19 protein-coding genes are annotated in these 23522 nt (G+C 72.7%); 2 read left to right on the top strand and 17 right to left on the bottom strand.

Annotated elements, in window-relative coordinates:
- Window positions 1–332 precede the first annotated feature (332 nt).
- From KM427_RS05695 to KM427_RS05650, 10 genes are all read right to left on the bottom strand, one after another.
- Window positions 333–1307, bottom strand: a complete 975-nt coding sequence (locus KM427_RS05695; protein ID WP_215526570.1) for a carbon-nitrogen hydrolase family protein — start codon at window positions 1305–1307, stop codon at window positions 333–335.
- Complete coding sequence (locus KM427_RS05690) at window positions 1307–2704, bottom strand: flavin monoamine oxidase family protein (RefSeq protein ID WP_215526569.1); 1398 nt, start codon at window positions 2702–2704, stop codon at window positions 1307–1309. Before KM427_RS05690 ends, KM427_RS05695 begins: the two co-directional genes overlap by 1 nt.
- Window positions 2701–3822 (bottom strand): histone deacetylase-like amidohydrolase, encoded by a 1122-nt coding sequence (locus KM427_RS05685; RefSeq protein ID WP_183593027.1) that lies wholly within the window; start codon window positions 3820–3822, stop codon window positions 2701–2703. The genes KM427_RS05690 and KM427_RS05685 overlap by 4 nt, the downstream gene beginning before the upstream one ends.
- The gene (locus KM427_RS05680; protein ID WP_183593026.1) at window positions 3819–4796 is read right to left on the bottom strand and encodes an NAD(P)H-dependent flavin oxidoreductase; all 978 of its coding nucleotides are present in this window, start codon (window positions 4794–4796) and stop codon (window positions 3819–3821) included. Before KM427_RS05680 ends, KM427_RS05685 begins: the two co-directional genes overlap by 4 nt.
- Before the next feature lie 29 nt (window positions 4797–4825).
- A complete protein-coding gene (locus KM427_RS05675) occupies window positions 4826–5983 on the bottom strand; it encodes an acyl-CoA dehydrogenase family protein (RefSeq protein WP_215526568.1) in 1158 nt (385 codons plus the stop codon).
- Window positions 5984–6022: 39 nt separating this feature from the next.
- Entirely contained in the window at window positions 6023–7429 is a 1407-nt protein-coding gene (locus KM427_RS05670; protein WP_215526567.1) for an aldehyde dehydrogenase family protein, read from the bottom strand.
- Window positions 7426–9489, bottom strand: coding sequence for an acetate--CoA ligase family protein (locus tag KM427_RS05665; RefSeq protein ID WP_215526566.1), 2064 nt, complete (start codon window positions 9487–9489; stop codon window positions 7426–7428). The genes KM427_RS05670 and KM427_RS05665 overlap by 4 nt, the downstream gene beginning before the upstream one ends.
- 122 nt (window positions 9490–9611) lie before the next feature.
- Complete coding sequence (locus tag KM427_RS05660; protein WP_215526565.1) at window positions 9612–11048, bottom strand: cytosine permease; 1437 nt, start codon at window positions 11046–11048, stop codon at window positions 9612–9614.
- Entirely contained in the window at window positions 11045–11215 is a 171-nt protein-coding gene (locus KM427_RS05655; protein ID WP_183593021.1) for a hypothetical protein, read from the bottom strand. The genes KM427_RS05660 and KM427_RS05655 overlap by 4 nt, the downstream gene beginning before the upstream one ends.
- Window positions 11216–11265: 50 nt before the next feature.
- Complete coding sequence (locus KM427_RS05650) at window positions 11266–12369, bottom strand: alcohol dehydrogenase catalytic domain-containing protein (protein WP_215526564.1); 1104 nt, start codon at window positions 12367–12369, stop codon at window positions 11266–11268.
- A gap of 218 nt (window positions 12370–12587) precedes the next feature.
- Here KM427_RS05650 and KM427_RS05645 point away from each other — a divergent pair, with 218 nt between their 5' ends.
- Window positions 12588–14030 (top strand): amidase, encoded by a 1443-nt coding sequence (locus tag KM427_RS05645; protein ID WP_215526563.1) that lies wholly within the window; start codon window positions 12588–12590, stop codon window positions 14028–14030.
- Here the strand turns inward: KM427_RS05645 and KM427_RS05640 are convergent.
- The 6 genes from KM427_RS05640 to KM427_RS05615 form a co-directional block, all read right to left on the bottom strand.
- Window positions 14027–14632, bottom strand: a complete 606-nt coding sequence (locus KM427_RS05640) for a TetR/AcrR family transcriptional regulator (protein ID WP_215526562.1) — start codon at window positions 14630–14632, stop codon at window positions 14027–14029. The genes KM427_RS05645 and KM427_RS05640 overlap by 4 nt on opposite strands.
- A gap of 85 nt (window positions 14633–14717) precedes the next feature.
- On the bottom strand, window positions 14718–15059 hold the full coding sequence (locus KM427_RS05635) for a hypothetical protein (RefSeq protein ID WP_215526561.1): 342 nt from the start codon (window positions 15057–15059) through the stop codon (window positions 14718–14720).
- 34 nt (window positions 15060–15093) lie between these two features.
- Entirely contained in the window at window positions 15094–15264 is a 171-nt protein-coding gene (locus tag KM427_RS05630) for a hypothetical protein (protein ID WP_183593016.1), read from the bottom strand.
- Window positions 15264–15434, bottom strand: a complete 171-nt coding sequence (locus KM427_RS05625) for a hypothetical protein (RefSeq protein WP_183593015.1) — start codon at window positions 15432–15434, stop codon at window positions 15264–15266. The genes KM427_RS05630 and KM427_RS05625 overlap by 1 nt, the downstream gene beginning before the upstream one ends.
- A 54-nt stretch (window positions 15435–15488) precedes the next feature.
- A complete protein-coding gene (locus KM427_RS05620) occupies window positions 15489–16508 on the bottom strand; it encodes a Rho termination factor N-terminal domain-containing protein (protein WP_215526560.1) in 1020 nt (339 codons plus the stop codon).
- Between the two features lie 102 nt (window positions 16509–16610).
- Entirely contained in the window at window positions 16611–17498 is an 888-nt protein-coding gene (locus tag KM427_RS05615; protein WP_215526559.1) for a hypothetical protein, read from the bottom strand.
- 258 nt (window positions 17499–17756) lie between these two features.
- On the opposite strand from KM427_RS05615, the gene KM427_RS05610 reads away from it, so the two are divergent.
- Window positions 17757–21713, top strand: a complete 3957-nt coding sequence (locus KM427_RS05610; RefSeq protein ID WP_215526558.1) for an SdrD B-like domain-containing protein — start codon at window positions 17757–17759, stop codon at window positions 21711–21713.
- A 193-nt stretch (window positions 21714–21906) separates the two neighbouring features.
- Here KM427_RS05610 and KM427_RS05605 read toward each other — a convergent pair whose 3' ends face one another.
- A complete protein-coding gene (locus KM427_RS05605; RefSeq protein ID WP_215526557.1) occupies window positions 21907–23505 on the bottom strand; it encodes an IS1182 family transposase in 1599 nt (532 codons plus the stop codon).
- Between the last annotated feature and the right edge of the window lie 17 nt (window positions 23506–23522).

The following is a 23522-nucleotide window of genomic DNA, read 5'->3' as shown; positions in this document are numbered from 1 at the left end:
TTTCCCCGGGCCAGCCCAGTGTGGGGATGGTGGTTTCGAGACAGGCGCCAGCGCGCCTTCCTCAACCACCGTGCCCCCCGACGACGGTGGTTGAGGAGGTTGCGCTAGCAACCGTCTCGAAACCCCGCAACCCGACAGGCAAACGCCACCACAGGCGCCGCCAGCGCGGTGGCTTCGAGACAGGCGCCAGCGCGCCTTCCTCAACCACCGTGACCGGCTCGCCCTCGTACCTCAACCACCGGGGACCGACGCCCCCACGACGGTGGTTGAGGTGCGAAGGCGCCCTGGCGCCTGAGCCTCGAAACCACCCAGGACCCGATCGGCCGGGTGGCTCAGCCGGGCTCGCTGCGGGACACCGCGCTGGTGGGGCGCCGGGTGGCGTCGACGGCGAGGTGGAAGAGGTCGGGGCGCTGGTAGTGCCCGGCGACATCGGCGGCGAAGCGCCACTCCCCCAGGGTCGCGGGGTCGATGTCCGCGATGACGAGGCCCGCACGCTCGCGGACCGGGCCGACGAGCCAGGCGCCGTCGGGGCCGATGACGCCCGAGCCGCCGTCGAAGAGGACGTCGGCGGCGGCGTCCTCGCGCGCGCCGTCGCCGAGCGCGAGGCCCTGGCGGAAGGCGGCCCGCATCTCCTCGGGAACGTCCTCGGTCCGCGCGATGTTCGCAGCGACGACCACATAGCAGCGACCCTCGATCGCATACGTGCGGCTCGCGAGCTCGTGCGCCTCGGCGAGGTCCGGCCACGACGCGACGTGGACGTCCTCGTGCCCGGCGTGCAGGACCTGGCGCGCCAGCGGGTTCCAGTGCTCCCAGCAGATCAGGCCGCCGACCCGGCCGGCCGCGGTCTCGACGACCCGCAGGCCGGCGGCGTCGCCGAAGGCCCACACGTTCTTCTCCGTGGACGTCGGCACCAGCTTGCGGTGGTGGTTGACCATCGTGCCGTCGGAGTCGATGACGACCTGGCTGTTGTAGACCGTCCCGGAGCCGGGTCCGGCGAGCTCGTTGAGCCCGAGCACGACCACCACGGATCCCTCGCGCGCCGCCTCCCGGACCGGCCCTAGCTGGTCGTCGGCGCCGCCGACGAGGACGCTCGATTCGAGGAGCCGGCGGTACAGGCGGCGGCCCAGCGGGTCGTCCCACGTGGCCGCGCCGAAGCACCAGGCGGGGTAGCCGCCCAGCCACGTCTCGGGGAACGCGACCAGGTCGGCCCCCGCGGCGGCCGCCTCGGCGACCAGCTCGGCGCAGCGCTCGACGCCGGCCACGCGGTCGCCGAACACGGAGGGGTACTGCACGGCGGCGACGCGCATCAGCGGTCCTCCTGTCCTCGGTTCGGTACGCCGAGCGCGTCGAGCACCTCGGCGGCGGCGCGGTCGCCGGAGCGGATCGCGCCGTCGATGTAGCCGTGCCACACGCCGGAGGTCTCGCTGCCGGCCCAGTGGATGCCCGCCCGCGGCGCGCGCCACCCGCGGTGGCCGTACTCGACCCACGCCCCCGGGGCCGGCACGGCGGCGTACGCGCCCCCGGCCCAGGGGTCCTCGACCCAGTCCTGGACGAGCAGGTCCACCGGCCGGGTGGCCTCGGCGCCGAAGAGCCGGCCGAGCGTGCCGAGCAGCGACGCGCGCCGCCGCTCGTCGTCGAGGGCCGCCCAGGTGCGCAGCCGGTCGCCGTACACGAAGGCGACGAGTACGCCGCAGCCACCGTCGACCGGGGAGTTGTCGAAGACGACGCCCGGCAGGTCGTCGGCGGTGAACAGTGACGCCTGGCCGGAGCGGCCCTCGTCGCGCCAGAACGGGCGCTCGTAGACGAGGTGGATCTTGGCGACGTCACCCATCACGCTGCGCTCCAGCCAGCGCCGCCGGGCCGCCGGGAGCGGCGGGTCGAAGGCGATGGCGCGAGCGGCCGGCGGCGTCGTGGTGACGACGACCCGGTCGGCGCGCACGGCCCCGCGGTCGGTCTCGAGCGTGTAGCCGGCGGGCCCGCCGCCGCGGATGGCGCGCACCGGCGTGCCCAGGTGCACCCGCGGGCCGAGGTGCGCGGTGACGGCGAGCGCGGGCGCCTGGGCGCCGTCGACGAACCGCTGGTCCTGGGCGTGGCCGCGAGTGAGCATCAGCTGGTCCCAGCCGCCCGCGGAGGCGACGTAGAAGGCCAGGTGGAGCAGCGAGAGGTCCCGCGGCTCGACGGCCCACACGCCCTGGACGGCCAGCGCGAGGCGCGGCCGGGCGGCCTCCGGCACGGTCGCCAACCAGGACGCGACGGTGGTCGAGTCCAGCCGCTCGGCGTCCGGGGTGGCCGCGGGGTCGTCGAGGTCGACCCGGGCGGCGAGGGCCTCCAGCTCCGCAACGGCCTGTCGGTACTCCTCGTGCCCCGGGGCAGCGGAGTCCTGCGCGGAGGTGCCCTCGTGGATCGAGCCGTCGGTCCAGAGCTCCAGGTGCACGCCGTCGTCGTACGTCGGGAAGCGCGGGCAGCCGAAGCGCTCGGCGAGCGCCAGCAGCCGGGTCTGCGTGGGACCCACCCACTGGCCACCGTGGTCGATCGCGTGCGCGCGGGGGTGCGGTGCCGACCAGACCCGCCCGCCGGGCCGGTCGGCGGCCTCGAGCACGACCACGTCGACTCCCGCGTCGGCGAGGGTCAGTGCCGTCGTGAGTCCGGCGTACCCGGCCCCGACGACGACCACCGACGCCCGGTCGGGCAGCCCGCCGCTCATCGCGCCCGGCTCGGGTCGAGGAGGGCGCGGGCGCTGTCGATCACCGCCTGCTGGTGGGGCTGGACGTCCTGTCCCGGCCAGCCGATCCAGTCGGGCTCGAACGGGTCGTCGATCCCGGTGTCGTGGCCGCTCAGCGCCTCGACGACCGCCAGCCCGCAGAAGGGCACGTAGATCGGGGAGTAGCCGCCCTCGTGGCTCATCACCAGCCGTCCCTCGCAGAGTCGCTCCGCCAGCGCCACCAGGCCCTCGGTCATGGTCCGGTACGTCGACGACGTGACCATCATGGTCGCCAGCGGGTCGGCGTTGCAGGCGTCGAAGCCGCAGGCGACCAGGATCAGCTCCGGCTCGAACGCCGAGATCGCCGGCACGACGACCTGCTCGAAGGCGGCCAGGTAGGCACCGTTGCCCGATCCGGGCGGCAGCGGCACGTTGACGACGGTGCCGAGCGCGTCGCCGCGGCCCCGCTCGTCGATCGCGCCCGTGTCGGCCGGGAAGTTGCCGTCCTGGTGCAGCGAGATCGTCAGCACGTCCGGGTCGTCGAGGAAGATCGACTCGGTCCCGTTGCCGTGGTGGACGTCCCAGTCGACGACCGCGAAGCGGCGCAGACCGTAGTGTGCGCGGGCATGCTCGATCGCGACGGCGACGTTGGCGAACATGCAGAAGCCCATTCCGCGCTCGGCGACGGCGTGGTGACCCGGCGGGCGCACCAGCGCGTAGGCGTTGTCGACGGTGCCGTCGAGCACCGCGCGGACGGCGCGGATCGTGCCGCCGGCGGCGAGGGCCGCGACCTCGTACCCGTTCCAGCCGAACGGCGAGGTGCCGTCGCCCATGTCGCCGCCCTCGCGGCGCCGGCTCTGCTCCTGCATCGAGCGCAGGTGCTCCTCGGTGTGCACCCGGAGGAGGTCCTCCTCGGCGGCCGCCCTCGGGCGCAGCTCGGTCAGCTCCTCGCGCAGGCCGCTGACCTCCACGAGCGAGGCGAACCGGGTCTTGGACTCCGCCGACTCGAAGTGCCCGAAGGGCTGCACCCCCGGCGCGCCGAGCACGTAGCCCGCCGCGCGGCCCGTGTCGTGCCAGCCGTAGAGCTCGTGCCAGACCCAGCCGGTACGCCGCGCGCTCACCGGACGAGCTCCGGCAGCGTGCTGCCGAGCAGCCGCTCCGCCTCGGCCATGATCGTGGCGACCACCTCGGCGACGGGTGCGACCTCGTGGATCAGGCCCTGGGACTGGCCCGCCCACCACATGCCGCCGTCGAGCTCGCCGTCGGCGAGGACCCGCTGCCGGCCACGGGCCCCCGAGGCCAGGTCGGCGACGTCCGCGAAGGTGGCGCCCGGCCGCGACCCGATCTCGCGGATGCTCTCGGAGACCTCGTTGCGCGCCACGCGCGCGGTGTTGCGGAACTCGCGGAACACCAGCACGGTGTCGCGCTCGTCGTTGGCGACCAGCTGCCGCTTGACGTTGTCGTGGATCGGCGCCTCGTCGGTCGCCATGAACCGGGTGCCCATGTTCGCGGCGCAGGCGCCCAGCGCGAGCGCCGCGACCAGGCCGGCCCCGGTCGCGAGTCCCCCGGAGGCGATGACCGGGATGTCGAGCGCCCGCGTCGCCGCCGGGATCAGCACCAGTCCGGGTACGTCGTCCTCGCCGGGATGACCGGCGCACTCGAAGCCGTCGATGCTGATCGCGTCGACGCCCTTGCGCTGGGCGGAGAGCGCGTGCCGGACACTGGTCGCCTTGTGGATCACCCGGATGTCGGCGGCCTTGAAGTCCGGCAGGTGGGGCTCGGGGCTGGATCCGGCGGTCTCCACGACGCGCACGCCGGACTCCACGATCGCCGCGCGGTACTCGTCGTACGGCACCGGGTCGCGGGTCGGGAGGATCGTCAGGTTCACCCCGAACGGCCGGTCGGTCAGCTCGCGGGTGCGGGCGATCTCCGCCGCGAGCGCCTCGGGCGTCGGCTGGGTCAGCGCCGTCAGGAAGCCCAGGGCGCCCGCCTCGGCGACCGGCGCGATGAGCTCGGCGGTGCCGAGGCCGGTCATGCCTCCGCACACGAGCGGGTGGTCGACACCGAACATCTCGGTGAAGGTGGTTCGGATCATCGGGCTTCTCCTCCGGGTCGTCGGGGTCGTCAGAGGTTGCGGGAGATGACCAGCCGCATGATGTCCGAGGTCCCCTCCTCGATCTCCTCGAGCTTGACGTCGCGCATCCACTGCTCGACCGGGTACTCGCGGGAGTAGCCCCAGCCGCCGAGGGTCTGCACGGCCGCGTGGGTCACGAACATGGCGGTCTCCGACGCCTGGAGCTTGGCCATCGCGGCGAGGCCGTTGACGTTGGCACCGGCGTCGAGCTGCCGGGCCGCGTGCAGGGTCATCAGCCACGCCGACTCGATCCGGGTCGCCATGTCGGCGAGCCGGAAGGCGACGGCCTGGTGCTCGATGATCGGCTTGCCGAACTGGGTCCGGCTGCGCGCGTAGTCGAGGGCGAACTCGTACGCCGCGCGCGCGGAGCCGGTCGCGGCGGCGGCCAGCACCACCCGGGAGACGTCGAAGGTCTTCATCAGGCCGGTGAAGCCCTGGCCCTCGTCGCCGAGCCGGTTCTCCTCCGGCACGAACGCCTTGTCGAAGAAGATCTCGCGGCACACGATCGCGCGCTGGCCCATCTTCTTCATCGGCTCGCCGAAGGTCATGCCCGGCGTGTCCTTGGGCAGCAGGAAGGCGCTGACACCGCGGGAGCGCTGGGTGAGGTCGGTCTTGGCGAACACGACGTACTGGTCGGCCAGTCCGGCGTTGGAGATCCACGCCTTCTGGCCGCTGATCTCGTAGCCGCCCGGCACCTTGTCGGCGCGGGTGACGATCGAGGCCGCGTCGGAGCCCGAGCCGGGCTCGGTCGTCGCGAGCGCGGTGTAGAGCGGGCTGTCGCCGGTGAGCGGGCGCAGCCACCGCTCCTTCTGCTCCTCGCTGCCGAGCGCCAGCAGCGGGTCGGCGAAGAAGCCGTTGGAGCAGACGAAGTTGCCGATGCCCGGGTCGCCCCAGCACAGCACCTCCTGCACGAGGCACTGGGTGAACACGTCGGTGAACCCGCCCCCGCCGTACTCCTCGGGCAGCATGAAGTCGGTGATCCCGACCTTGGCCGCCTTCTGGAAGATGCCGACCGGCGACACGACGTCGGCCTCGTCCACCTCGCGACCGCGGGGCCGGATCTCCTCGGCGGCGAACTTCGTGCAGAGCTCGACGATGTCGCGCTGCTCCTGGGTCAGCGGCCAGTACTCGACGTTGGGCTGGGGCATTGCTTCTCCTGGGTTGCGTGGTGGTGCGGTGGTCGTGGGTCAGAGATGGACGGCGGTCAGCTCGGTGAACTCGACGAGGCCCTCGACGCCGAACTCGCGTCCGAAGCCGGAGTGCTTCCAGCCGCCGAAGGGGGCCTCGACGTTGTAGTCGGCCTCGTTGACGAAGACCTGGCCGGCGTCGATGCGGCTCGCCAGCGCCCGGGCGCGGTCCCGGTCGCGTGACCAGACGGCACCGGCGAGGCCGTACGCCGTGCCGTTGGCGATGCGCACCGCCTCCTCCTCGTCGCGGTAGGGATGGACGACGAGGACCGGCCCGAAGATCTCCTGCTGGCTCGCCGGGTCGTCCGCGGGCAGTCCGGCGAGCACGATCGGCCGCATGAAGTGGCCGGTCGCGGGCGTGGTCGTCTCGCTGGTGGCCCGTCGCGCTCCGCGGGCCAGGGCACCCTCGACGATCGCCGACACCCGGGCGTGCTGAGCGCCGCTGGTCAGCGGGCCGAGCTCGGTGGCCGGGTCGGTCGGGTCGCCGACCACCATCTCGTCGGCGCGGGCGGCGGCGACGGCGACCGCCTCGTCGAGTCGGTGCGCGGGGACCAGCAGGCGGGTCCAGGCGCTGCAGGTCTGTCCGGTGTTGAGCATGCAGGCGTCGACCGACCACCGCACCGCGGCGACCAGGTCGGCGTCGTCGCACACGATGCTCGCCGACTTGCCGCCCAGCTCGAGCGTCACCCGCGCGAGGTGGTCGACCGCCGCCGCGGCGACCTGCCGGCCGACCTCGGTGGATCCGGTGAACGAGACCACGTCGACCTCGTGGTGGGCGACCAGGGGCGCGCCGACCTCGGGACCCGTGCCGGGCACCAGGTTGAACACGCCGTCGGGCAGGCCGGCCCGGAGCGCCGCCTCGGCGAAGGCGTACGCCGAGAGCGGGGTGAGCTCGGAGGGCTTGTGCACCACCGTGCAGCCCGCCGCGAGGGCGGATCCGACCTTGGCCGCGAGCTGGTAGAGCGGGTAGTTCCACGGCGTCACGAGCGCGGCGACACCGGCGGAGCGCCGGTGCAGCACGAGGTCGCCGTGCTCCTGCACGAAGGGATAGGTGCGGGCGTGGCGGGCCGCCGAGGCGAGGATGTCGAACGAGACGTCGACGTGCCACGCCGTGGCGACCGTCACCGGCGCGCCGACCTCGGCGACCGTCATCTCGACCAGCTCGTCGCGGCAGCCGCGCAGCTCCGCGAGGAGCGCGTCGAGGTGGTCGGCACGCCGCACCGCCGGGAGCGCTGACCACTCGGCGTGCGCGGCGCGCGCCGCGGCGGCCGCCTGATCCACCTCGGCCGCGCCCGCCCGGGCGCCGGAGCCGACGGTGGCGCCGGTCGCCGGGTTCTCGACGTCGATCGTGCGGTCGGCGCGGACCCAGCGATCGCCGACGAGCGCGTCGTCGCGGAACCAGCTCATCGGCCCGCCTCCTCGTCCGTCGCGACCACGAGAGCGTCGACCGCCAGCGCTCCGGCCGGCGAGACCCGCACCGGGTTGATCTCCAGCTCGGCGACCGCGGGGTCGGCGGCGACCGCCTCCGAGGCGGCCACGATCACCTCGACCAGCGCGGCGACGTCGACCGGAGGCCGCCCCCGCCAGCCGGCCAGCAGCGCACGGCTGCGCAGCGCGTCCACCATGGCGGTGGCGGTCGCCCGGTCGACCGGCGCCAGCTCGGTGCGTACGTCGCGCCAGAGCTCCGCCTCGGTGCCACCGGCGCCGACCGTGACGAGCGGCCCGAAGTCCCGGTCGCGCCGGGCGCCGACGAGCAGCTCGACGACGTCGGGACTGCGGTCCTGCTCCTCCACGACGTACTCGCCGTCGCCGAGCCGGCCGTGCATCCGGGCGAAGGCGTCCGCCAGCTCCGCGGCCGTGCGCAGGCCGAGCACGACGCCGCCGTGCTCGCTCTTGTGCGCCAGCCAGCCGGCCTTGAGCACGTACGGGCCGCGGAGCGTCTCGGCCACGGCACGGGCCTCGTCGACCGTGCTCACCCGGACCCCGGGTGGCAGGGCGACGCCGATGCTCTGCAGCAGGTCGCGCGCGGCCCAGTAGCCCGGACCCGTGCCGAGGCGACGGGGCTCCGGCGCGTCGGTGGCGCGGCCGGGGTGCGCAGACAGGTGGGCGGCCCGGGCCACGGCGCGCAGCGCCGACTCGACCGCGGGGTAGGTCGGGATGCCGTGCTCCCACATCCGGGACACCGCGGCCGAGCCCGCGCTCATCGTGTGGACCACGAGCGGCACGTGGGCGTCCTGGGCCAGGCGGGCGAGCCGGTCGACGACCTCGAGTTCCTGGTCGACCAAGGCGGGCGAGTCCTCGCCGTAGCAGCCGAGATAGCCCGAGAGTAGGACGGCGTCCACCTCGCCGGACTCGACCAGCCGCTCGCAGAGGGCCGCATAGGTCATCAGGTCGGCCTCCCCCGCTCCGGCGAGGTCGATCGGGTTCGCGACCGACGCGCCCGCGGGCAGCAGCGCGCCCAGCGCGCCCTGGAGCTCCTCGGAGAACACCGGCGTGCCGAGGCCGACGGCGCTCGCGACGTCCGCGGCCACGCCGCCCTGGCCGCCGCTGTCGCTGACCACGGCGACCCGCGGGCCGGCCGGGACTGCGGCGACCGAGAGGAACCGGGCGAGCTCGACCAGCTCGGTCGGCGTCGCGACCCGCACCGCGCCGGCCGCCCGGCAGGCGGCGTCGACCACGTCGATGGCGGAGGTCATGGAGCCGGTGTGGCTGGCCGCCAGCCGCTTGCTGCCCTCGCTGGCACCGGTCGCGAGGACGAGGGTGTGCTTCCCGGCCGCCCGGAGCCGGCGCAGGATGCGGACCAGGTCGGCCCCGCCGGCGAAGCTCTCCAGGTAGAGCGCGACGATGCGCGTCTCGTCGTGGTCGATGAGGTCCTCGAGCAGCTCCGCGGCGCGGACGTCGTACTGGTTGCCGACCGAGACGAACCGGGAGACGCCGAGGCCGGCGCGCGCCGCCAGGGTGGCGATCTCGGAGCCGAGCTGGCCGCTCTGGGAGACGATGCCGATCCGGCCCGGTGTGAAGTGGCCCCAGGCCAACTGCAGGTCGGCGGCGGCGTCGAAGACGCCGAGGCTGTTGGGGCCGACCAGCCTCGCCCCGGCCGCGGCGAGGCGCTCGCGGAGGCCGTCGTCGTCCGCGACCCCGGCGGTGATCGCGAGGAATGCGCGCACCCCGCGGTCGAGGGACTCCGTCACGACCGCCTCGACGTGCGCCGCCGGGACGCACAGGACGACGAGCTCGGGGGTCTCGGGCAGCGCGGCGACCGACGGGTGGGCCGGGTGGCCCTGGACCTGCCGGGCGCCGCGATTGACCAGCCAGACCGTGCGCCGATGGGCGCCACGGAGCGCACCCTGGGCGATCCAGTAGCCCCACTTGGCATGGTCGTCGGAGGCGCCGACGACGGCGACCGAGCGCGGGTCACGGAACGATCGGAGGTCGCCTGCGCGGGTCCGGTCGGAGGGGCTGAGCACGGTTCTCCCTTTTTGATTGATGCGTCAGTTAAATATAGAGGGACGCCGATCCGGCGGTCAACGATCGGCGCAGCCGTCGTGGTGGGGAGCGCACCGGGCGCTCCCCACCACGACGGCTCGGGTCAGCGGGACCGCTCGGTCGCGTAGCCGCCGCGACCGGTCCGGCGGACCACCAGCAGGGTGCCGAACCAGTGCACGACCCCGGCCACGACCAGCGCCGGGATCGAGGCGCCGACGTACTGGAAGCCGCTGTTGGGCTCGTAGTTGACCGGGTGCAGCAGCGCCACGTAGGTCAGCGCGCCGAGCCCGACGGCCACGAAGGCCACCCAGTTCCAGCCGGCCCAGAAGCCGTACGCCGACTGCTGCGGCGGCAGGTAGAGGTCGCGCAGGCTGAGCCGGGCCCGGCGTAGCACGAAGTAGTCGACCACCTGGACGCCGCACATCGGCGCCACCACGATCGCCACCCAGCTCAGGAACCGGCCGTAGTTGTTGTAGACCGACTCGGGGAACAGGCAGATCACCACGACCGGCACGAGGAAGAGGGCGCTGAGCACGGGCCAGGCGATCTTGCGGAGCCTGTCGCTGGCGCCGGTGATGGCGGAGATGCCCGAGTAGGCCTCGGCGACCATGCTGGTGAGATTGGCGAACGCGATGAACGCGAGCACCGCGACACCGAGGACGGCGCCGCCGAGCGGGATCATCCACACGGTCGGGTCGTCCGACCCGAGCGCCAGGGCGGCGAAGACGCCGACCACCGCAGCCACCGACGAGGCGGCGAACAGCCCGAAGGCGTTGGGCCAGAAGGACGCCCGGGGCGTGTCGGTCAGGCGCGCGAGGTTGCCGATCATCGGGTACCACGCCAGGCCGCCGGCGACGTTGAGCTCGATGGAGAGCATGAAGGCGAGGTGCTGGTCCTCCATCGGGTACAGCGGCGCGGCGGACGCGATCTCCGACCACGAGGCACGGTCGAAGATCAGCACCAGCATGCCGAGGGTGATCACGACCATCACCGGAGCGGCGATGTTGCCGACCTTGCCGACGCGCTGCGGTCCGCCGACCAGCAGCACCCAGGCGAGGACGACCGCCAGGAGCGCGGCCACGGAGATGGCCACCCCGGAGGTCGCGAAGCTGCTGTCGACGATCTCGTCCATCACGTTGGCGAGGGCATGCCCGACCATGATCGCGAGGAGCGCGGTCCAGGCGGCCATCACGAGCACGGTCATCACGATCATGACGACCTTCGCGCCCACGACGCCGAAGACGCTGCGCAGCCCGGTGTACATCTCCACGCCGTACTTGGCGGTCGGGACGCACGGAGCGAGCGCGACCAGCAGGACGGCGATGCCGTAGCCGATCACGATCGAGGCGATGGCGCCCTTGGCGCCGACGTACAGCGCGACGGCGCCGCCCTGGAGGAACGCCCAGGTCGCGATGGCCAGGGTGACGTTCATGCCCGAGAACCTGCGGAAGGACCAGATCCGCTCCGAGCGGAGCAGGGGGAGGTCGCTCTCGGTCGCGCCCGCGTCGGCGGCGTGGGAGGTGGCCTGTGGTGCGGTCATCGCGGGTACCCCCAGAGCAGCAGGACGACGGTGAGCACGACCAGGCCGAGCGCGGCGAGCAGCACGTCGCGGGCGGGCAGGTCGTCGAGGATCCGGTCGCTCGACGCGGGGTCCTCGAGAAGGTGGAGACGGCGCTCCAGCTCCTCGTCGAAGGTTGGGTCCGGCATGTGCGGGTTCCTCTCTTGCAGGGCAGCGGCCGCAGTGGCCGCGGCCGGAATCAGTCGAAGACGACGACGGCGCGACCGCCGCGGGCGTGGCGCATGTCCTCGAAGGCGTCGATCGCGCCGGCCAGCGAGATCTCGGAGCCGACGAGCACGTCGAGCGGCAGGTCGCCCGCGAGATAGCGCTCGGCCAGCGCCGGGAAGTCGCGGCTCGCGATGCTGGAGCCGTAGTTGCAGCCCAGCAGGCGCTTGCCCTCGGCGGCGAGGGTGTAGGCGTCGAGCGGCACCCGCGCGTCGAGGGAGGTCAGGCCCTCGAGCACAACGGCGCCTCCCGGGTTCACCAGGTCGAGGGCCTGGTTGATCGTCTCGACCCGGCCGATCGCCTCGAAGACGTAGTCGAGGCCGTCGGGGGCCGCGGCCGCGATCTGCGCGGCCAGGTCCGGCGCGTTCCCGGCGACCGCGTGGGTCGCACCGACCGCGCGGGCCAGCTCGAGCCGGTCCGCGGCGAGGTCGATGGCGACGATCGGGTGGGCTCCGGCCAGCACCAGCCCGGCGATCGTCGCCTGGCCGACACCGCCGCAGCCGATCACGGCGGCCGCCTGGCCGGGTCGGACCTGGGCGGTGTTGAGCACCGCGCCCACGCCCGTCGCCACGCTGCAGCCGATGAGCGCGCCGATGGTGAAGGGCAGCGCGTCGGGCACCTTGACCGCCGCGGTCTCGGGGACGACGACGTACTCCGCGAGGGCGCCGACGCCGATGAACGGATAGACCTCCGCGCCGTCCTGGCTGAGCGCGGTGCTCCCGTCGGGCAGGCGGTGCTCGTTGCACATGTTGCCGGTGCACAGCCACTGCTCCCCGCGCTTGCAGGCCGCGCAGCGGTGGCAGGGCGGGAACCAGGAGAGCACGACGTGGTCGCCGACGGCGAGGTCGGCGACCCCCTCCCCCACGGACTCCACGACGCCGGCGGCCTCGTGCCCCGGGACCAGCCGCTCGCCGGAGGGCCAGTCACCGTCGATCAGGTGGAGGTCGGAGTGGCAGACCCCGGACGCCATCACCTTCACCCGGACCTCGGACCCGCGGGGTGCCCGGAGGTCAAGCTCGTGGACGGCCAGGCCGTCGGTCGGCGAGTGCGCCAGGGCTTGGATGGACAGCGACGTCATCGGTTCCTCACGTTCGGCCGGGCTCGGGGGCGGTCACGGCTGGGTTTCTCGGGGTTTCTCGGGGTTTCTCGGGGTTTCTCGGGGTTTCTCGGGGGTGTCTCGGGAGTGTTTCCTGGCGCTGCGCGACGCGGCGTACGTCGTCGGCAACACGTCAGCGGTCGAGTGACCTGGAGCACGTTATTATTAACTGGACGATCAGTCAATAGGAGATTCCATCCATGCTCGCAGCACTGGCCGACGGCGTACGACGAGGACGGACGACCGCCGAGGACCTGGTCCTGGAGGCTGCCGCCCGGATCGAGTCGGCCGAGCCCGACCTCGGCGCCGTGACCTCGATCGACGTGGCCGCGGCCCTGAAGCGGGCGCGGGCGATCGACGCGTCGGGCGCGGAGCACGCCGGGCCGCTGCTCGGCCTGCCGCTCCTGGTCAAGGACATCGAGAACGTCGCGGGCCGCGTTACGACGTACGGCTCCGTGCCGTTCGCCGACGCGCCGCCGGCCGCTGCCGACTCCCCCGTCGTCGCCCGCCTCACCGCCGCCGGCGCCGTGGTCCTCGGGCGCACGAACACCTGCGAGTTCGCCCACGAGGGCTACACCGCCAACCGGCTCCACGGCGCCACCCACAACCCGTGGCGGCCCGAGTGGTCGCCCGGCGGCTCCAGTGGCGGGTCCGCCGCCGCGCTCGCGGCCGGACTGGTGCCGCTCGCGACCGCCAGCGACGGCGGCGGGTCGGTCCGGATCCCGGCCTCGCTGTGCGGGCTGCTCGGGCTCAAGCCCACCACCGGGGTGATCGGCTCCGAGCCGACGCCGGCCTGGCTCGACGTCCACACCGACGCCGTGCTCGCCACCTGCAGCGCCGACCTCGCCCTGCTCCTCGACGTGATGGCCGGCCCCGTCGCCGGCTCCACCGCCCCCGGGCCGGTCGCACTGGCGCCCGCGACGCCGGTGCACCAGGTGCTCGCCGTGCCCCGCATCCACGGGAGCGGCGAGCTCGGCAGCACGCTCGGCGCGGATCTGCGGGACGCGACCCACCGGCTGGCCGCGGCGCTCGGCGAGGCCCAGGGCCGGGAGGTGCGGGTCGTCGACACCTCGATCGCGGAGCTCTTCGCCGCCGACGACGTACGCGACCTCGTCGAGCGGTGGGAGCCGGACTGGTACACCGTGACCTCGGCCGAGCAGGCCCAGCTCCTCGGCGAAGACGTCGTCCGACGCTTCGCCGACGCGTGGGACCCATCGTTCGCGGCGGCGATGGAGCACGGCCTGCGCGTGACGGCCGCGGAGTACCTCGCGGTCCGGCGCCGGTGCGCCCACGCCCGGCGGGTGCTCGACCTCGCCCTCCCGCCCGGCACCCTGCTGGCGACCTGCGTCCTCGACGGCCCCGGCTACCGGCCCGACGGCCGCGCCCCGGGCCACGCGGACCCGGGCAGCCCCTACGGGCTGACCCAGACCGTCCTGGCGAACCTAACCGGCCATCCCGCGATCTCGCTGCCCGCGGGGGTCTCCGGGCTCGGCCTGCCCTGGGGTCTGCAGGTCCTCGCCGGGCGGTGGCAGGACCGCACGCTGCTGGCGGCCGCGGACGCCTGGGAGCGGAGCCACCCCTGGCCCCGGACGGCCCCCGGCTTCGCGCCGTTCGACCTCGCGTCGGTGACCGAGCGCTCCTAGGCCGAGCTCGTCGACACCGCCACGGAGTCGACGAAGGCACGGCAGGTCGCCTGCATGTCCTCGATGCTGATCGCCTCCGCGCCGGCGAGGACCTGGATCGCCAGGCCGTCCATCATCGAGACGTACATGTTCGCCACCAGCGCGGGGTCGCCGACATCGAGCAGCCCCTGCTCCTGGCCCTCCACGATGGCGTCGAGCACCGCCTGCCGCCACTCGCCGTAGTAGACGTCGTTCACCTGGCCCATCGACGGATCGCGCAGCGCGCTGATCCACAGCTCCATCCAGACCCGCCAGGAGCGCACCGACTGCGGCGAGGACGGAAGGTAGGCGTCGGCCAACGCCCGGAGCCGGGCCACCGGGTCCAGCCCGGGGGTCACCACCCGCTCGCGTCGCAGCCGCGACTCCTCGTACTCGAAGCGGAACGCCTCCCGGAGCAGCTCCTCCTTGGAGTCGAAGTAGTAGTGCACGGTTCCGGTGCTGTAGCCCGCCTTGCGGGCCACGTCCACAATGCGCAGGTCGCGGAAGCCTCGCTCGGAGACCACCGCGCAGGTCGCCTCGAGGATCTCGCGGCGACGCTCGGCCACGGCGCTGGGACGGGCCATGTCTCTCCTCCGCGATCGTTGACTGACCAGTCAGGACACTGGTGGAGATGACCCTATCGTCTGTCCGTCCGACCTCGCTGGTCGCTCACCGGACCTCGACCCGGTCGGCGAGGAGCGCGTCCGCCTCCGCGAGCAGTCGACGCGCGTCGCCGAGGTGCCCGGCGTCCGCTGCCTCGTCGTCGCGGGGCGGGCCGACGTCGAGAGCCCAGCGGGCGCTCGAGCGCGTTCGTCGCCCCGGCGGAGCCGGCGCCTCGACTGGTACGTCGGTCGCGGCCTCCCTGCCGGGGGCGGCTCGCGCGGGCGGCCCCGCGGGGGCGAGCACGATGTCGGCCTCGAGCCTCAGCAGCCGCAGCCCCAGCAGGCGGGCCAGGACGTCGGCGCGGACGACCGCGCCGGTCCCGAGCGAGGCGTCCCCGTCGACGGCCACGCTCGTGAGTACGACGTCCGGGGCCGAGGCCCGGTCAGGTCCGGCCCGGCGACGACGGCGCGAACCAGTGGCCCGTGACCTGGTCGAGCTGCCCGAGCTGATCGGCGACCTTCTTCGCGACGTCCTCGATCTGCGCATACCGTTCCCGTCCCGCCTTCGCCCCGAGTACGTACCCGGCACCGAACAGCACGAGTGCCTTGAGCATCACGCCCTCCTCTCCCTGGCCCGCAGGGACGAGACGACGGCGCTGGCCGCGGTGACCGCGCCCATCACCGCCAACGCGGTCGCCCCGGAGGCGACCATCGTCTTCACGTCCGCGTGCTCGACCTTGCTCACCACCTGCTCCGGCGCCGACTTCTTCCCCAGCAGCCTCATCACGTTCACTCCTCCGACCTGCCTCGTCGTTTCCCCGGCCCGACCCGCGACGGGTCAGGAGCGCCCTCGCGCGCTCGTGCTCGCGGCCTTCTTGGCCGCCGCCTGCTTCCTGGGAGCCTGCTTCCTGGGCGCCTGCTTCGTCTGCTTCGCGCCGGTCCGGGCGGCCGCGCTCCGACCACCCTGGCGGGAACGCGCGCGGCCGATCGCGGCGACGAGCTGGTCGTGCCGCATCCGCGAACGGCCCTCGATACCGAGGCCGGCCGCGATCGGCAGCAGCTCGGCGATGGTCCGATCGCGAAGGGGGCCGGCAACGTCGGTGACGCCGTCGTCCCGCTCGAGCGCGGACATCGCCGTCGCGGTCTCGCTCCGCAGCGCCCGCGCGGCCTGGACCCGGTCGTCGACCTCGGCCGCCTGAGCCTGCGCGTGCGCGGCCATCTCCTCGGCCGCGTGGTGCGCGTCCCTGGCCGCTGCCAGCGCCGCCTCGGCCGCCTCGTCGGAGATCTGGCGGGCCGCGGCCATCTGCTCCTCGGCGGCTGCGATGTCCTCCCGCGCCTCGGCCTGGGCCGCCTCCGCCTTCTCCTCGATCTGCTGCCGCTCGGCTGTGAGCTCCTCCTCGAGCGAGTGGAGCCTGTCGCCCTCCTCGGCCTCCGCGGTCGCACGCTCGGCCTCCACCATCTCGTCGGCCCGACGACGCGCCTCCGCGACCCGGGCCTGGACCGCCTCGTCCCGCTCGCGGGCGGCCGCTTCCAACCGCTCACGATGCTGGGCGTCGACCTCTCGAACCCGCTCGGCGAGCTGGCGCGCCCGCTCCGCCTTCGCGACGGCCTCGCGCTCCGCATCCTGTGCGCGCTTGACCGCCCGCCGTGCCTGGTCGAGCCGATCGTCCACTCCGCCACCTCCCGGCAACGACGTGCGGGCGGCCGATGCCGCAGCACCGATTCCGTCGGTCACCGCGTCGACCGCGGTGGCCGGTGGGCCGAGCGCCTTCGAGGCCATCCAGGCCGCATTCCGCGGCAGGTCGACTACTCCGGTCTTGGTCTTCTCCGCCAGCCAGGCGGCGGGATTGCGTGTCACGATGGTTCCCTCCCCAGGTCTCCTATCCCGCCTGGGTACCCACGTGTGATCCAGGTGACACGCAGCCACGGGTCACCGCTCGTGTCGCCGCGACGAGATGGTTCAGACGTGGTCGTCCCAGAACCAGCGGAGGCCGACGGTGCCCGGGCCGAAGCCGGTGATCGTGCGATGGACGCTGTGGCCGTAGGTCGTGACCTCCTCCGACTCCTCCCGTCCGTCGACCACGGTGAACGCCTCGCAGCGCGCGGGCACCTTGTCGGGATGGAAGCGGACCCAGAGGCTCACCGACCTCAGCCGCGGCCAGGCCCAGTAGCGGAGCTCGTTGTCGTGCTCGGCGGCGTCGATCTCCACCTGCTGCTCGAGGATCGCCGTCTCGCCGACCGCCAGCTCCTCGTCGAGCAGCATCTCCGCGACCGTCACCATCGACGCCGCGTCGCGGAGCACCCGGCCGAGCCGGTAGCCGCCGAGCGCGGTGAACGTCGGCGGTGGCTCGTCCGGGTTCTCGCCCGCGGTCACCAGGGCGAAGCGGCGAGCGCCGTTGACGACGGCCTCCACCAGTGAGATGTGGGTGAGGCGTACGGCGCGGCCCCGCGCATCGAGGTCGTACTTACCGGTGACCTCCCGCTCGATGACCTCGTCGTAGGGGTTGACCATCCCCAGCTCGTCCAGGAGCCGACCCATCGCCTGCTGCCGGTCGGGGTAGACGGCGAAGGGATCGGACCGTGGCAACCGGCGGCGCCGGCCCGGCGACGCCAGCGACTCGAGCTCGCCGGGGAACAGCCCCAGGATCTCCTCGATGGCCGTCACCGCCCGCATCGACTGCTCCTGCTCAGGTTGGCGCAGCCCCGCCCGCCAGTAGCTGAGCGAGGCCAGGCTCACCGGCGTACCGCGCGCCGCCAGCTCGTCGCGGAGCCCGCCCAGGCTGATCGCCCGCTGGTCGAGGGCCTCGGCGAACACATCGGCGAACGTACGGCGCCCGCCGGCACTCATGCGACGGCTCCGCGCGACCGAACCACCGCAGGCAGGGGCGGGCGTCCGGCGCCCCAACCCCAGCTCACGGCACGAAGATACCTCCGACCCGCCCGGCGTGGCCCCGGCGGCCGCCTTCACACCAGAGGCGGGGAGGTGTGAAAGCCGGCTTCCTACGGTGACCGCGAACTTGCACTGCTCGCCTGATCGGGCCAGCTGGACGGCGCCCGCGCGCCACCAGTCTCGGAGGTCGGTCGAGTCGACCTCTGGGAGACCCTCTTGTCCTACCTCGCACCCGCCTTCGCACGCCCACCCGGCTCGCTGCCGCGGCGAGCGCTCATCGTCTGCCTCGCGCTGCTGCTCGCGATCGCCTCCGCGGTCGGCCTGACCCAGCCCGCCCGCGCCGCGACGCCCGGCATCACGTCCAACATCCTGCTCAACGGCGCGACGTACGACGGGACGTCCGTCGTCGACGAGGGCGACACCCTGACCCTGCGGGTCCAGTACAGCGACGACGTGACGCCCGGCTCGACGGTGGTGTTCGAGTTCGGCGACAACGTCACCCTGACGGGCATCCCGGCCTCGAACACGGCGGTCCAGTCGTTCGTCCAGGACGGGAACAAGGTGTCGATCACGTTCAAGGACCCGTGGCCGGCGAACGTGAACCAGGGCGTCTTCGACCTCGAGTTCAAGGTCGACGCCGTCGACGCCAGCGCCCAGGACCGGCTCACCTGGAAGGTCGACGGCGACGAGCACTCGATCGACGTGATCATCCGCAACCAGGGCGACCAGTTCGCCAACGTGTCGGAGGGCTACGCGAAGAGCGCCACGCCCGGCAACCTGGACAGCTTCGTGACCGTCGTCGGCGGCGAGGTCAAGCTCAAGCCGGAGATCGTCGACCAGCAGCTGAGCTACACGCTGCGGCTCGACTCGCCCGAGGCCAGGAGCGGCTACCCCGTCGCCGACCAGCTGCCCGCCGGCCTGGGCTACGTCACCGGCTCCTTCGCCGGCCAGCTCACGAGCTGGGACGCCGACGGGCTCAACCGCACCACCGGGCCCTTCGCCTTCACCCCGACCGTCGCCGGCGGCTCGTTCACCGGCTCGGTCGACGTGCCCGGACCGTCGATCCTGACGATCACCTACCAGGCCGAGGTCACCGACGTGGCCGCGCTCGAGGCCCTGCTGCAGGCCAGGTACGACGCGCTGGGCGGTGCCACGGGCAGCTTCGAGATCCAGCTGACCAACACCGCGACCTTCGGCACCACCGACCGGACCGCCTCGGTGCGACTGCGCGGCAACGTGCCCGGGGTCAACATCGGCCAGGCCTTCACGAAGACCGCCGACTGGAGCACCCGGAACGTCGTCACCGACGCCGACGGCAACCTGACGCCGCCGGCCGACATCACCTACATGCTCAAAGCCGACCTGCGCCAGTGGACCGGCGGCCCGAACTTCACCCTGGACCGCAACGTGGTCATCAGCGACGACCTGCCCGCCCAGGCCACCTGGAACACCACGGCCGCCGACTTCGTCACGGCCAGCGGCATCACCCTGACCCAGGCCGCGACCTGCCCGGCCGACGCTGCCGCCTTCGCCGGCGACGTCTTCGTCGGCCAGTACTGCGTGAGCGGTCAGCGGCTGCTGATCAACGTCGGCAAGGACAACACCACGAACGCCTCCATCGCGGTCAAGGCGCAGCTCACCACCGTCGCCGGCCTCGAGCAGACCGGCACCACGACCGTCGAGGACGCGACGCCGTACCGCCTGCGGAACGTCGCGGCCTTCCACTACCGCGACGGCGCGCCGTACAACGCGCAGCGCGACGTGACCGTCGTGACCCTCCCCGACTCCAGCGGCGGCATCAACGACTCGAGCGTGTTCACCAAGTCCGGGCAGGCCGAGGACACGACCATCGACCCGGGCGAGACCGTGACGGTCGACTACACGTTCAAGGTCGCCGCCGGCAAGGGCATCGACGCGCGGACCAGCACGATCGTGGACTACGTCGACACCGACGTCTTCGACCTCGACGACCCCTCCTCCGTGGCGGTGTCCGGGACCTACGACGGCCAGGCGCTGACCGCCTCGCACTTCGACCTCGGCACCGACGCCGACGGGAACCTCGTCATCGAGCTGAGCAGCACCGGCAAGGCGGTCGTCGACGCCCGCGGCGCCGACAAGGCCTACGAGGTCCGGATCTCGCTGACCACGACGCCGTTCGTGGGCAAGGAGACCAGGACGATCACGAACAAGGCCACCCTGTTCGGCTCGGACGGTGACCCGCTGTACTGGTCCGAGACCGAGGCCGAGGCCACGTCGTACGGCGACGAGGCCGAGGTACGCAAGCGGGTCTTCGACCGCTCGAGCCAGGAGTGGGTCGAGACCCTCGAGGCGCGGATGGACGGCCACGGGAACCTGGTGCAGGACACCTACGTCTACCGGATCGAGTTCATCCCGCGCGGCAGCTACGACAACGTGGCGATCATTCCCGTCGACGACGTGCTCCCGAACGCGGCGGAGTTCCTCGGCTTCGTGACCGAGGCCGACGCCGCCACCGGCGCCAACCCGACCGGCGGGCCGGTCGACATCGGTGGCAACCTCGAGGCCACCCACGACGCCGCCAGCGGCACCGTCACCATCGAGCAGAAGAGCGGGACGCTCCTGGACGCCGGCGCACCCATCGCCGCGTACGTCGCGGTGCGGATCACCGACGCCTCGGCGCCGGTCGTCAACCGGATCGGCAGCACCTTCGCCGAGATCGTCCCGCTCAAGTCGGTGTCGGTGGGCGACTACGTGTGGGTCGACACCGACCGCGACGGTCGTCAGAATCCGGGCGAGCCCGGCATCCCGGGCGTCGTGCTGACCATCGTCGGCCCCGACGGCGGACCCGTGACCGACGTCGACGGCAACCCGGTGGGTCCGGTCACCACGGGCCCGAACGGCGAGTACACCTTCGACAACCTGCCCGCCCTGTCCGGCAACGAGACCTACACGGTTCGCATCGACCGGGAGGCGTCGGCCGGACCGCTCAAGCCCTACGTGCCGACCAGACCGGGCCAGGGCGACCGGCCGGGCGACTCCTCGACGTGGGAGGCCTCGACCGAGCCCGGCGACCTGCACGACGACGGCGACCGCGACCCGACGCTGGACTTCGGGTTCGTGAGCAAGACGTACGCGATCGGCGACGTGGTCTGGATCGACGCCGACAAGGACGGCGTCCAGGACGTGGGTGAGGCACCGCTCTCCGGCGTCAAGGTCGAGCTGCTCCGCGACGGCAAGGTGATCGCCACCACGACCACCGACGTCCACGGGCGCTACGTCTTCGACAACCTGCCCGCCGGCACCTACCAGGTGCGCTTCACCCTGACCGACGAGCAGAAGGAGACCTACGAGTTCACCACGCGCGACTCGGGGTCCGGCGACGCGGCGGACTCCGACGCGAACCCGGCCGACGGGCTCACGACCACGATCGTCCTCGACGACTCGAACCCGGCGCTCACCGGGAGCTACGGGTACCGCGAGATCGGCGCGACCCAGGGCATCGACCCGACGTGGGACGCCGGGGTGGTCGTCAAGGACGTGGCCAAGACCTACGCGATCGGCGACGTGGTCTGGATCGACGCCGACAAGGACGGCGTCCAGGACAAGGGAGAGAAGCCGCTCTCCGGCGTCAAGGTCGACCTGCTCCGCGACGGCAAGGTGATCGCGACCACGACCACCGACGCCCACGGGCGCTACGTCTTCGACAACCTGCCCGCCGGCACCTACCAGGTGCGCTTCACCCTGACCGACAAGCAGCGGAAGAAGTACGAGTTCACCACGCGCGACTCCCGCTCCGACGACGCACGCGACTCCGACGCGAACCGCTCCGACGGTCTCACCCGGACGATCGTGCTCGACGACTCGAACCCGGCGCTCACCCGGAGCTACGACCACCGCAAGATCGGCGCCACCCAAGGCATCGACCCGACGTGGGACGCCGGCGTGATCCTCACGGAGGCGGTCGGCGGGGACGGGGACTCCGCTGACGACCCGGCCGACGACCCGGCCGGCGACGCGGCGGACGACGCGGCCTCCGGCGAGCCCGACGAGCAGCCCACGGGGTACCTGCCGAACACCGGCACCACGATCGGTCTCGGGATCGTCGCGGCGATGCTCGCGCTTCTGGGCGCCGGCGGCTCGCTGCTGCTGATCGGCCGGCGCCGGAAGGGCGACCCGATGAGCGAGGTCCTCTAGGAGACTGCTGAAGAAGGCGTCATCTTGGCGTGGTTGATGGTTGGCGGCGGGCGGAGCGCCACCAATACGGCCGTCGAGCGGCATTTCTGGTCAGCACTCTGGGTGCGACAACGGGGATCGGTCCGCCCGCCTGTGGCCATCCTGCGGGATCGTCAGTGCTGGAGCAAGGGCCTTGCTGGGTCCCGGGCGGGGGTCAGGCCAGGGTCCAGGCTCCGTTGTCGATGGTGAGTCCCAGGGCCAGGAGCCGGCGCAGGTTGAGGGCCGCGACGCGGTGGTGGAGCCAATTGTTGTTCTTCTCGACCCCTCGGTACGGGACGCGGCGAGCACCACGGACCAGCCAGGCGATGGAGCGTTCGACCATCGGTCGGTGTTGGCGGTAGACGGCTTGGAATCCTTCGTCGGCGGCTCGCTGGCGGTGCTCGCGCTGGAGCAGGTCGTGTTCGCCGACGACGAGTTTGCGACCGCGTGCGGAGTTGGTGCAGCGCGTAGCGAGTGGACAGTCGCGGCAGGCGATTCCGTAGGTCACGTTGCCCTTGCTGGTGATCTGGCGGGTGACCCCGGCCGGACAGGTCGCGGTGCTGGCTTCGTGGTCGACGACGAAGTCGTCGATGGTGAACCCGCCCGCGACGGCCGGCTGGATCGGCCACGGCTTGACCAGCGCAGCCCACTGTCTTCTGGCCAGGGCGGCCAGCATCGTGCCACTGGCGTAAGCGGAGTCACCGAGCACCTCGACCGGCTCGCCGTCGGTGACGGTGGGATCGGCGGCCACGAGCTCGGCGCCCACGTTCGCGTCGGAGTTCTCACTGCCGCTGGTCTTGGTCAGCCTCACCACAGGCATCAGGCCGGTGTCGGGCTCGACCACGACATGAGCCTTGTAGCCGTCCTGGCGGCGTTCGCGGGTCTTGTGGGCGTGCCGGGTGTCGGGATCGACCGTCGAGATCACCCGGTCCGGCGCCGTCTTCTGAGCGATGCGCCACCGGCCATCGGTGCCATCGGAATCCTCGGCCGGCTCCACGTCCTGGCCGGCGACCAGGGCCAGCAGCGCGACCGCCTCAGCCGGCCTCCCACCGCTCTTGGTGATCGCCTCAACATCCAACGCGGCGAGCAGAGCCAGTGCGTCACCGACCAGCGCGGACACCAGCTCATCACGGGCGGCTGGGTCGTCCCACGCGATCGGCGGCTTCCCGGTGCTCCCTGGCCCGGTGTAGTCCTGCCCGGTCAGTGCCGCCAGCCGGGTGCACTCGGTGGCGATCAGATTCTTGGCTCCGGCCACTTCGCGGCCGACCCGGCGGATCTGGGCGATCAACTGGGTCACGGTGTCCTGGCGGGCGACCGCGTCGTCGAGGACCGTGGAGTCCAACGCACGACGCGTCTTCCCCTTCACCGCGCCGGTCTGCTCGATGACCTCGCGGACCACCTCGAAGATCCGCTGCGGCCGGTCGCTGGCCGCCAGCCGCTTGCGCCAATACGTCAACGTCGAGGAGTCGAAGCCCCTCGCGTCGATCGCGTACCCACACGCCGCCTTCCACCGCAGGTCGAACGTCAACGCGTCGACCGCCTCACGGTCGGAGTGCCCATACAGCGCCTGCAGCACGATCACCGAGGCGATCACCTCGCCCGGAATCGAGGGCCGACCACGCCCCGAAGGGAACAGGTCGGCGAACAACTCGGCCGGGAACAACCGGCCACGATGCTCGGCCAGCAACGCGAACACGCTGCCCGACTCGAGCAGATGCCCAGCAACCGACTCCACATCCAGCAGCTCACGCTGCCGATCCGCCTCGCCCTGCATACCAACAGGATTTCAGA

It is taken from the genome of Nocardioides sp. LMS-CY (genome assembly GCF_018732145.1).
In the GTDB taxonomy this organism is placed as follows: Bacteria; Actinomycetota; Actinomycetes; order Propionibacteriales; family Nocardioidaceae; genus Nocardioides; species Nocardioides soli.
The sequence above is the reverse complement of the archived record's forward strand: the minus strand, read 5'-3'. Positions and strand labels throughout refer to the sequence as shown.

Bases quoted from the DNA above. Each gene is read 5' to 3' on its own strand.
- KM427_RS05615 (WP_215526559.1), bottom strand. From the start codon at position 17,498: ATGAGTGCCGGCGGGCGCCGTACGTTCGCCGATGTGTTCGCCGAGGCC.
- KM427_RS05680 (WP_183593026.1), bottom strand. From the start codon at position 4,796: ATGATCCGAACCACCTTCACCGAGATGTTCGGTGTCGACCACCCGCTC.
- KM427_RS05650 (WP_215526564.1), bottom strand. From the start codon at position 12,369: ATGACGTCGCTGTCCATCCAAGCCCTGGCGCACTCGCCGACCGACGGC.
- KM427_RS05655 (WP_183593021.1), bottom strand. From the start codon at position 11,215: ATGCCGGACCCAACCTTCGACGAGGAGCTGGAGCGCCGTCTCCACCTT.
- KM427_RS05690 (WP_215526569.1), bottom strand. From the start codon at position 2,704: ATGAGCGGCGGGCTGCCCGACCGGGCGTCGGTGGTCGTCGTCGGGGCC.
- KM427_RS05630 (WP_183593016.1), bottom strand. From the start codon at position 15,264: ATGCTCAAGGCACTCGTGCTGTTCGGTGCCGGGTACGTACTCGGGGCG.
- KM427_RS05645 (WP_215526563.1), top strand. From the start codon at position 12,588: ATGCTCGCAGCACTGGCCGACGGCGTACGACGAGGACGGACGACCGCC.
- KM427_RS05675 (WP_215526568.1), bottom strand. From the start codon at position 5,983: ATGCCCCAGCCCAACGTCGAGTACTGGCCGCTGACCCAGGAGCAGCGC.
- KM427_RS05660 (WP_215526565.1), bottom strand. From the start codon at position 11,048: ATGACCGCACCACAGGCCACCTCCCACGCCGCCGACGCGGGCGCGACC.
- KM427_RS05605 (WP_215526557.1), bottom strand. From the start codon at position 23,505: ATGCAGGGCGAGGCGGATCGGCAGCGTGAGCTGCTGGATGTGGAGTCG.
- KM427_RS05670 (WP_215526567.1), bottom strand. From the start codon at position 7,429: ATGAGCTGGTTCCGCGACGACGCGCTCGTCGGCGATCGCTGGGTCCGC.
- KM427_RS05625 (WP_183593015.1), bottom strand. From the start codon at position 15,434: ATGAGGCTGCTGGGGAAGAAGTCGGCGCCGGAGCAGGTGGTGAGCAAG.
- KM427_RS05695 (WP_215526570.1), bottom strand. From the start codon at position 1,307: ATGCGCGTCGCCGCCGTGCAGTACCCCTCCGTGTTCGGCGACCGCGTG.
- KM427_RS05640 (WP_215526562.1), bottom strand. From the start codon at position 14,632: ATGGCCCGTCCCAGCGCCGTGGCCGAGCGTCGCCGCGAGATCCTCGAG.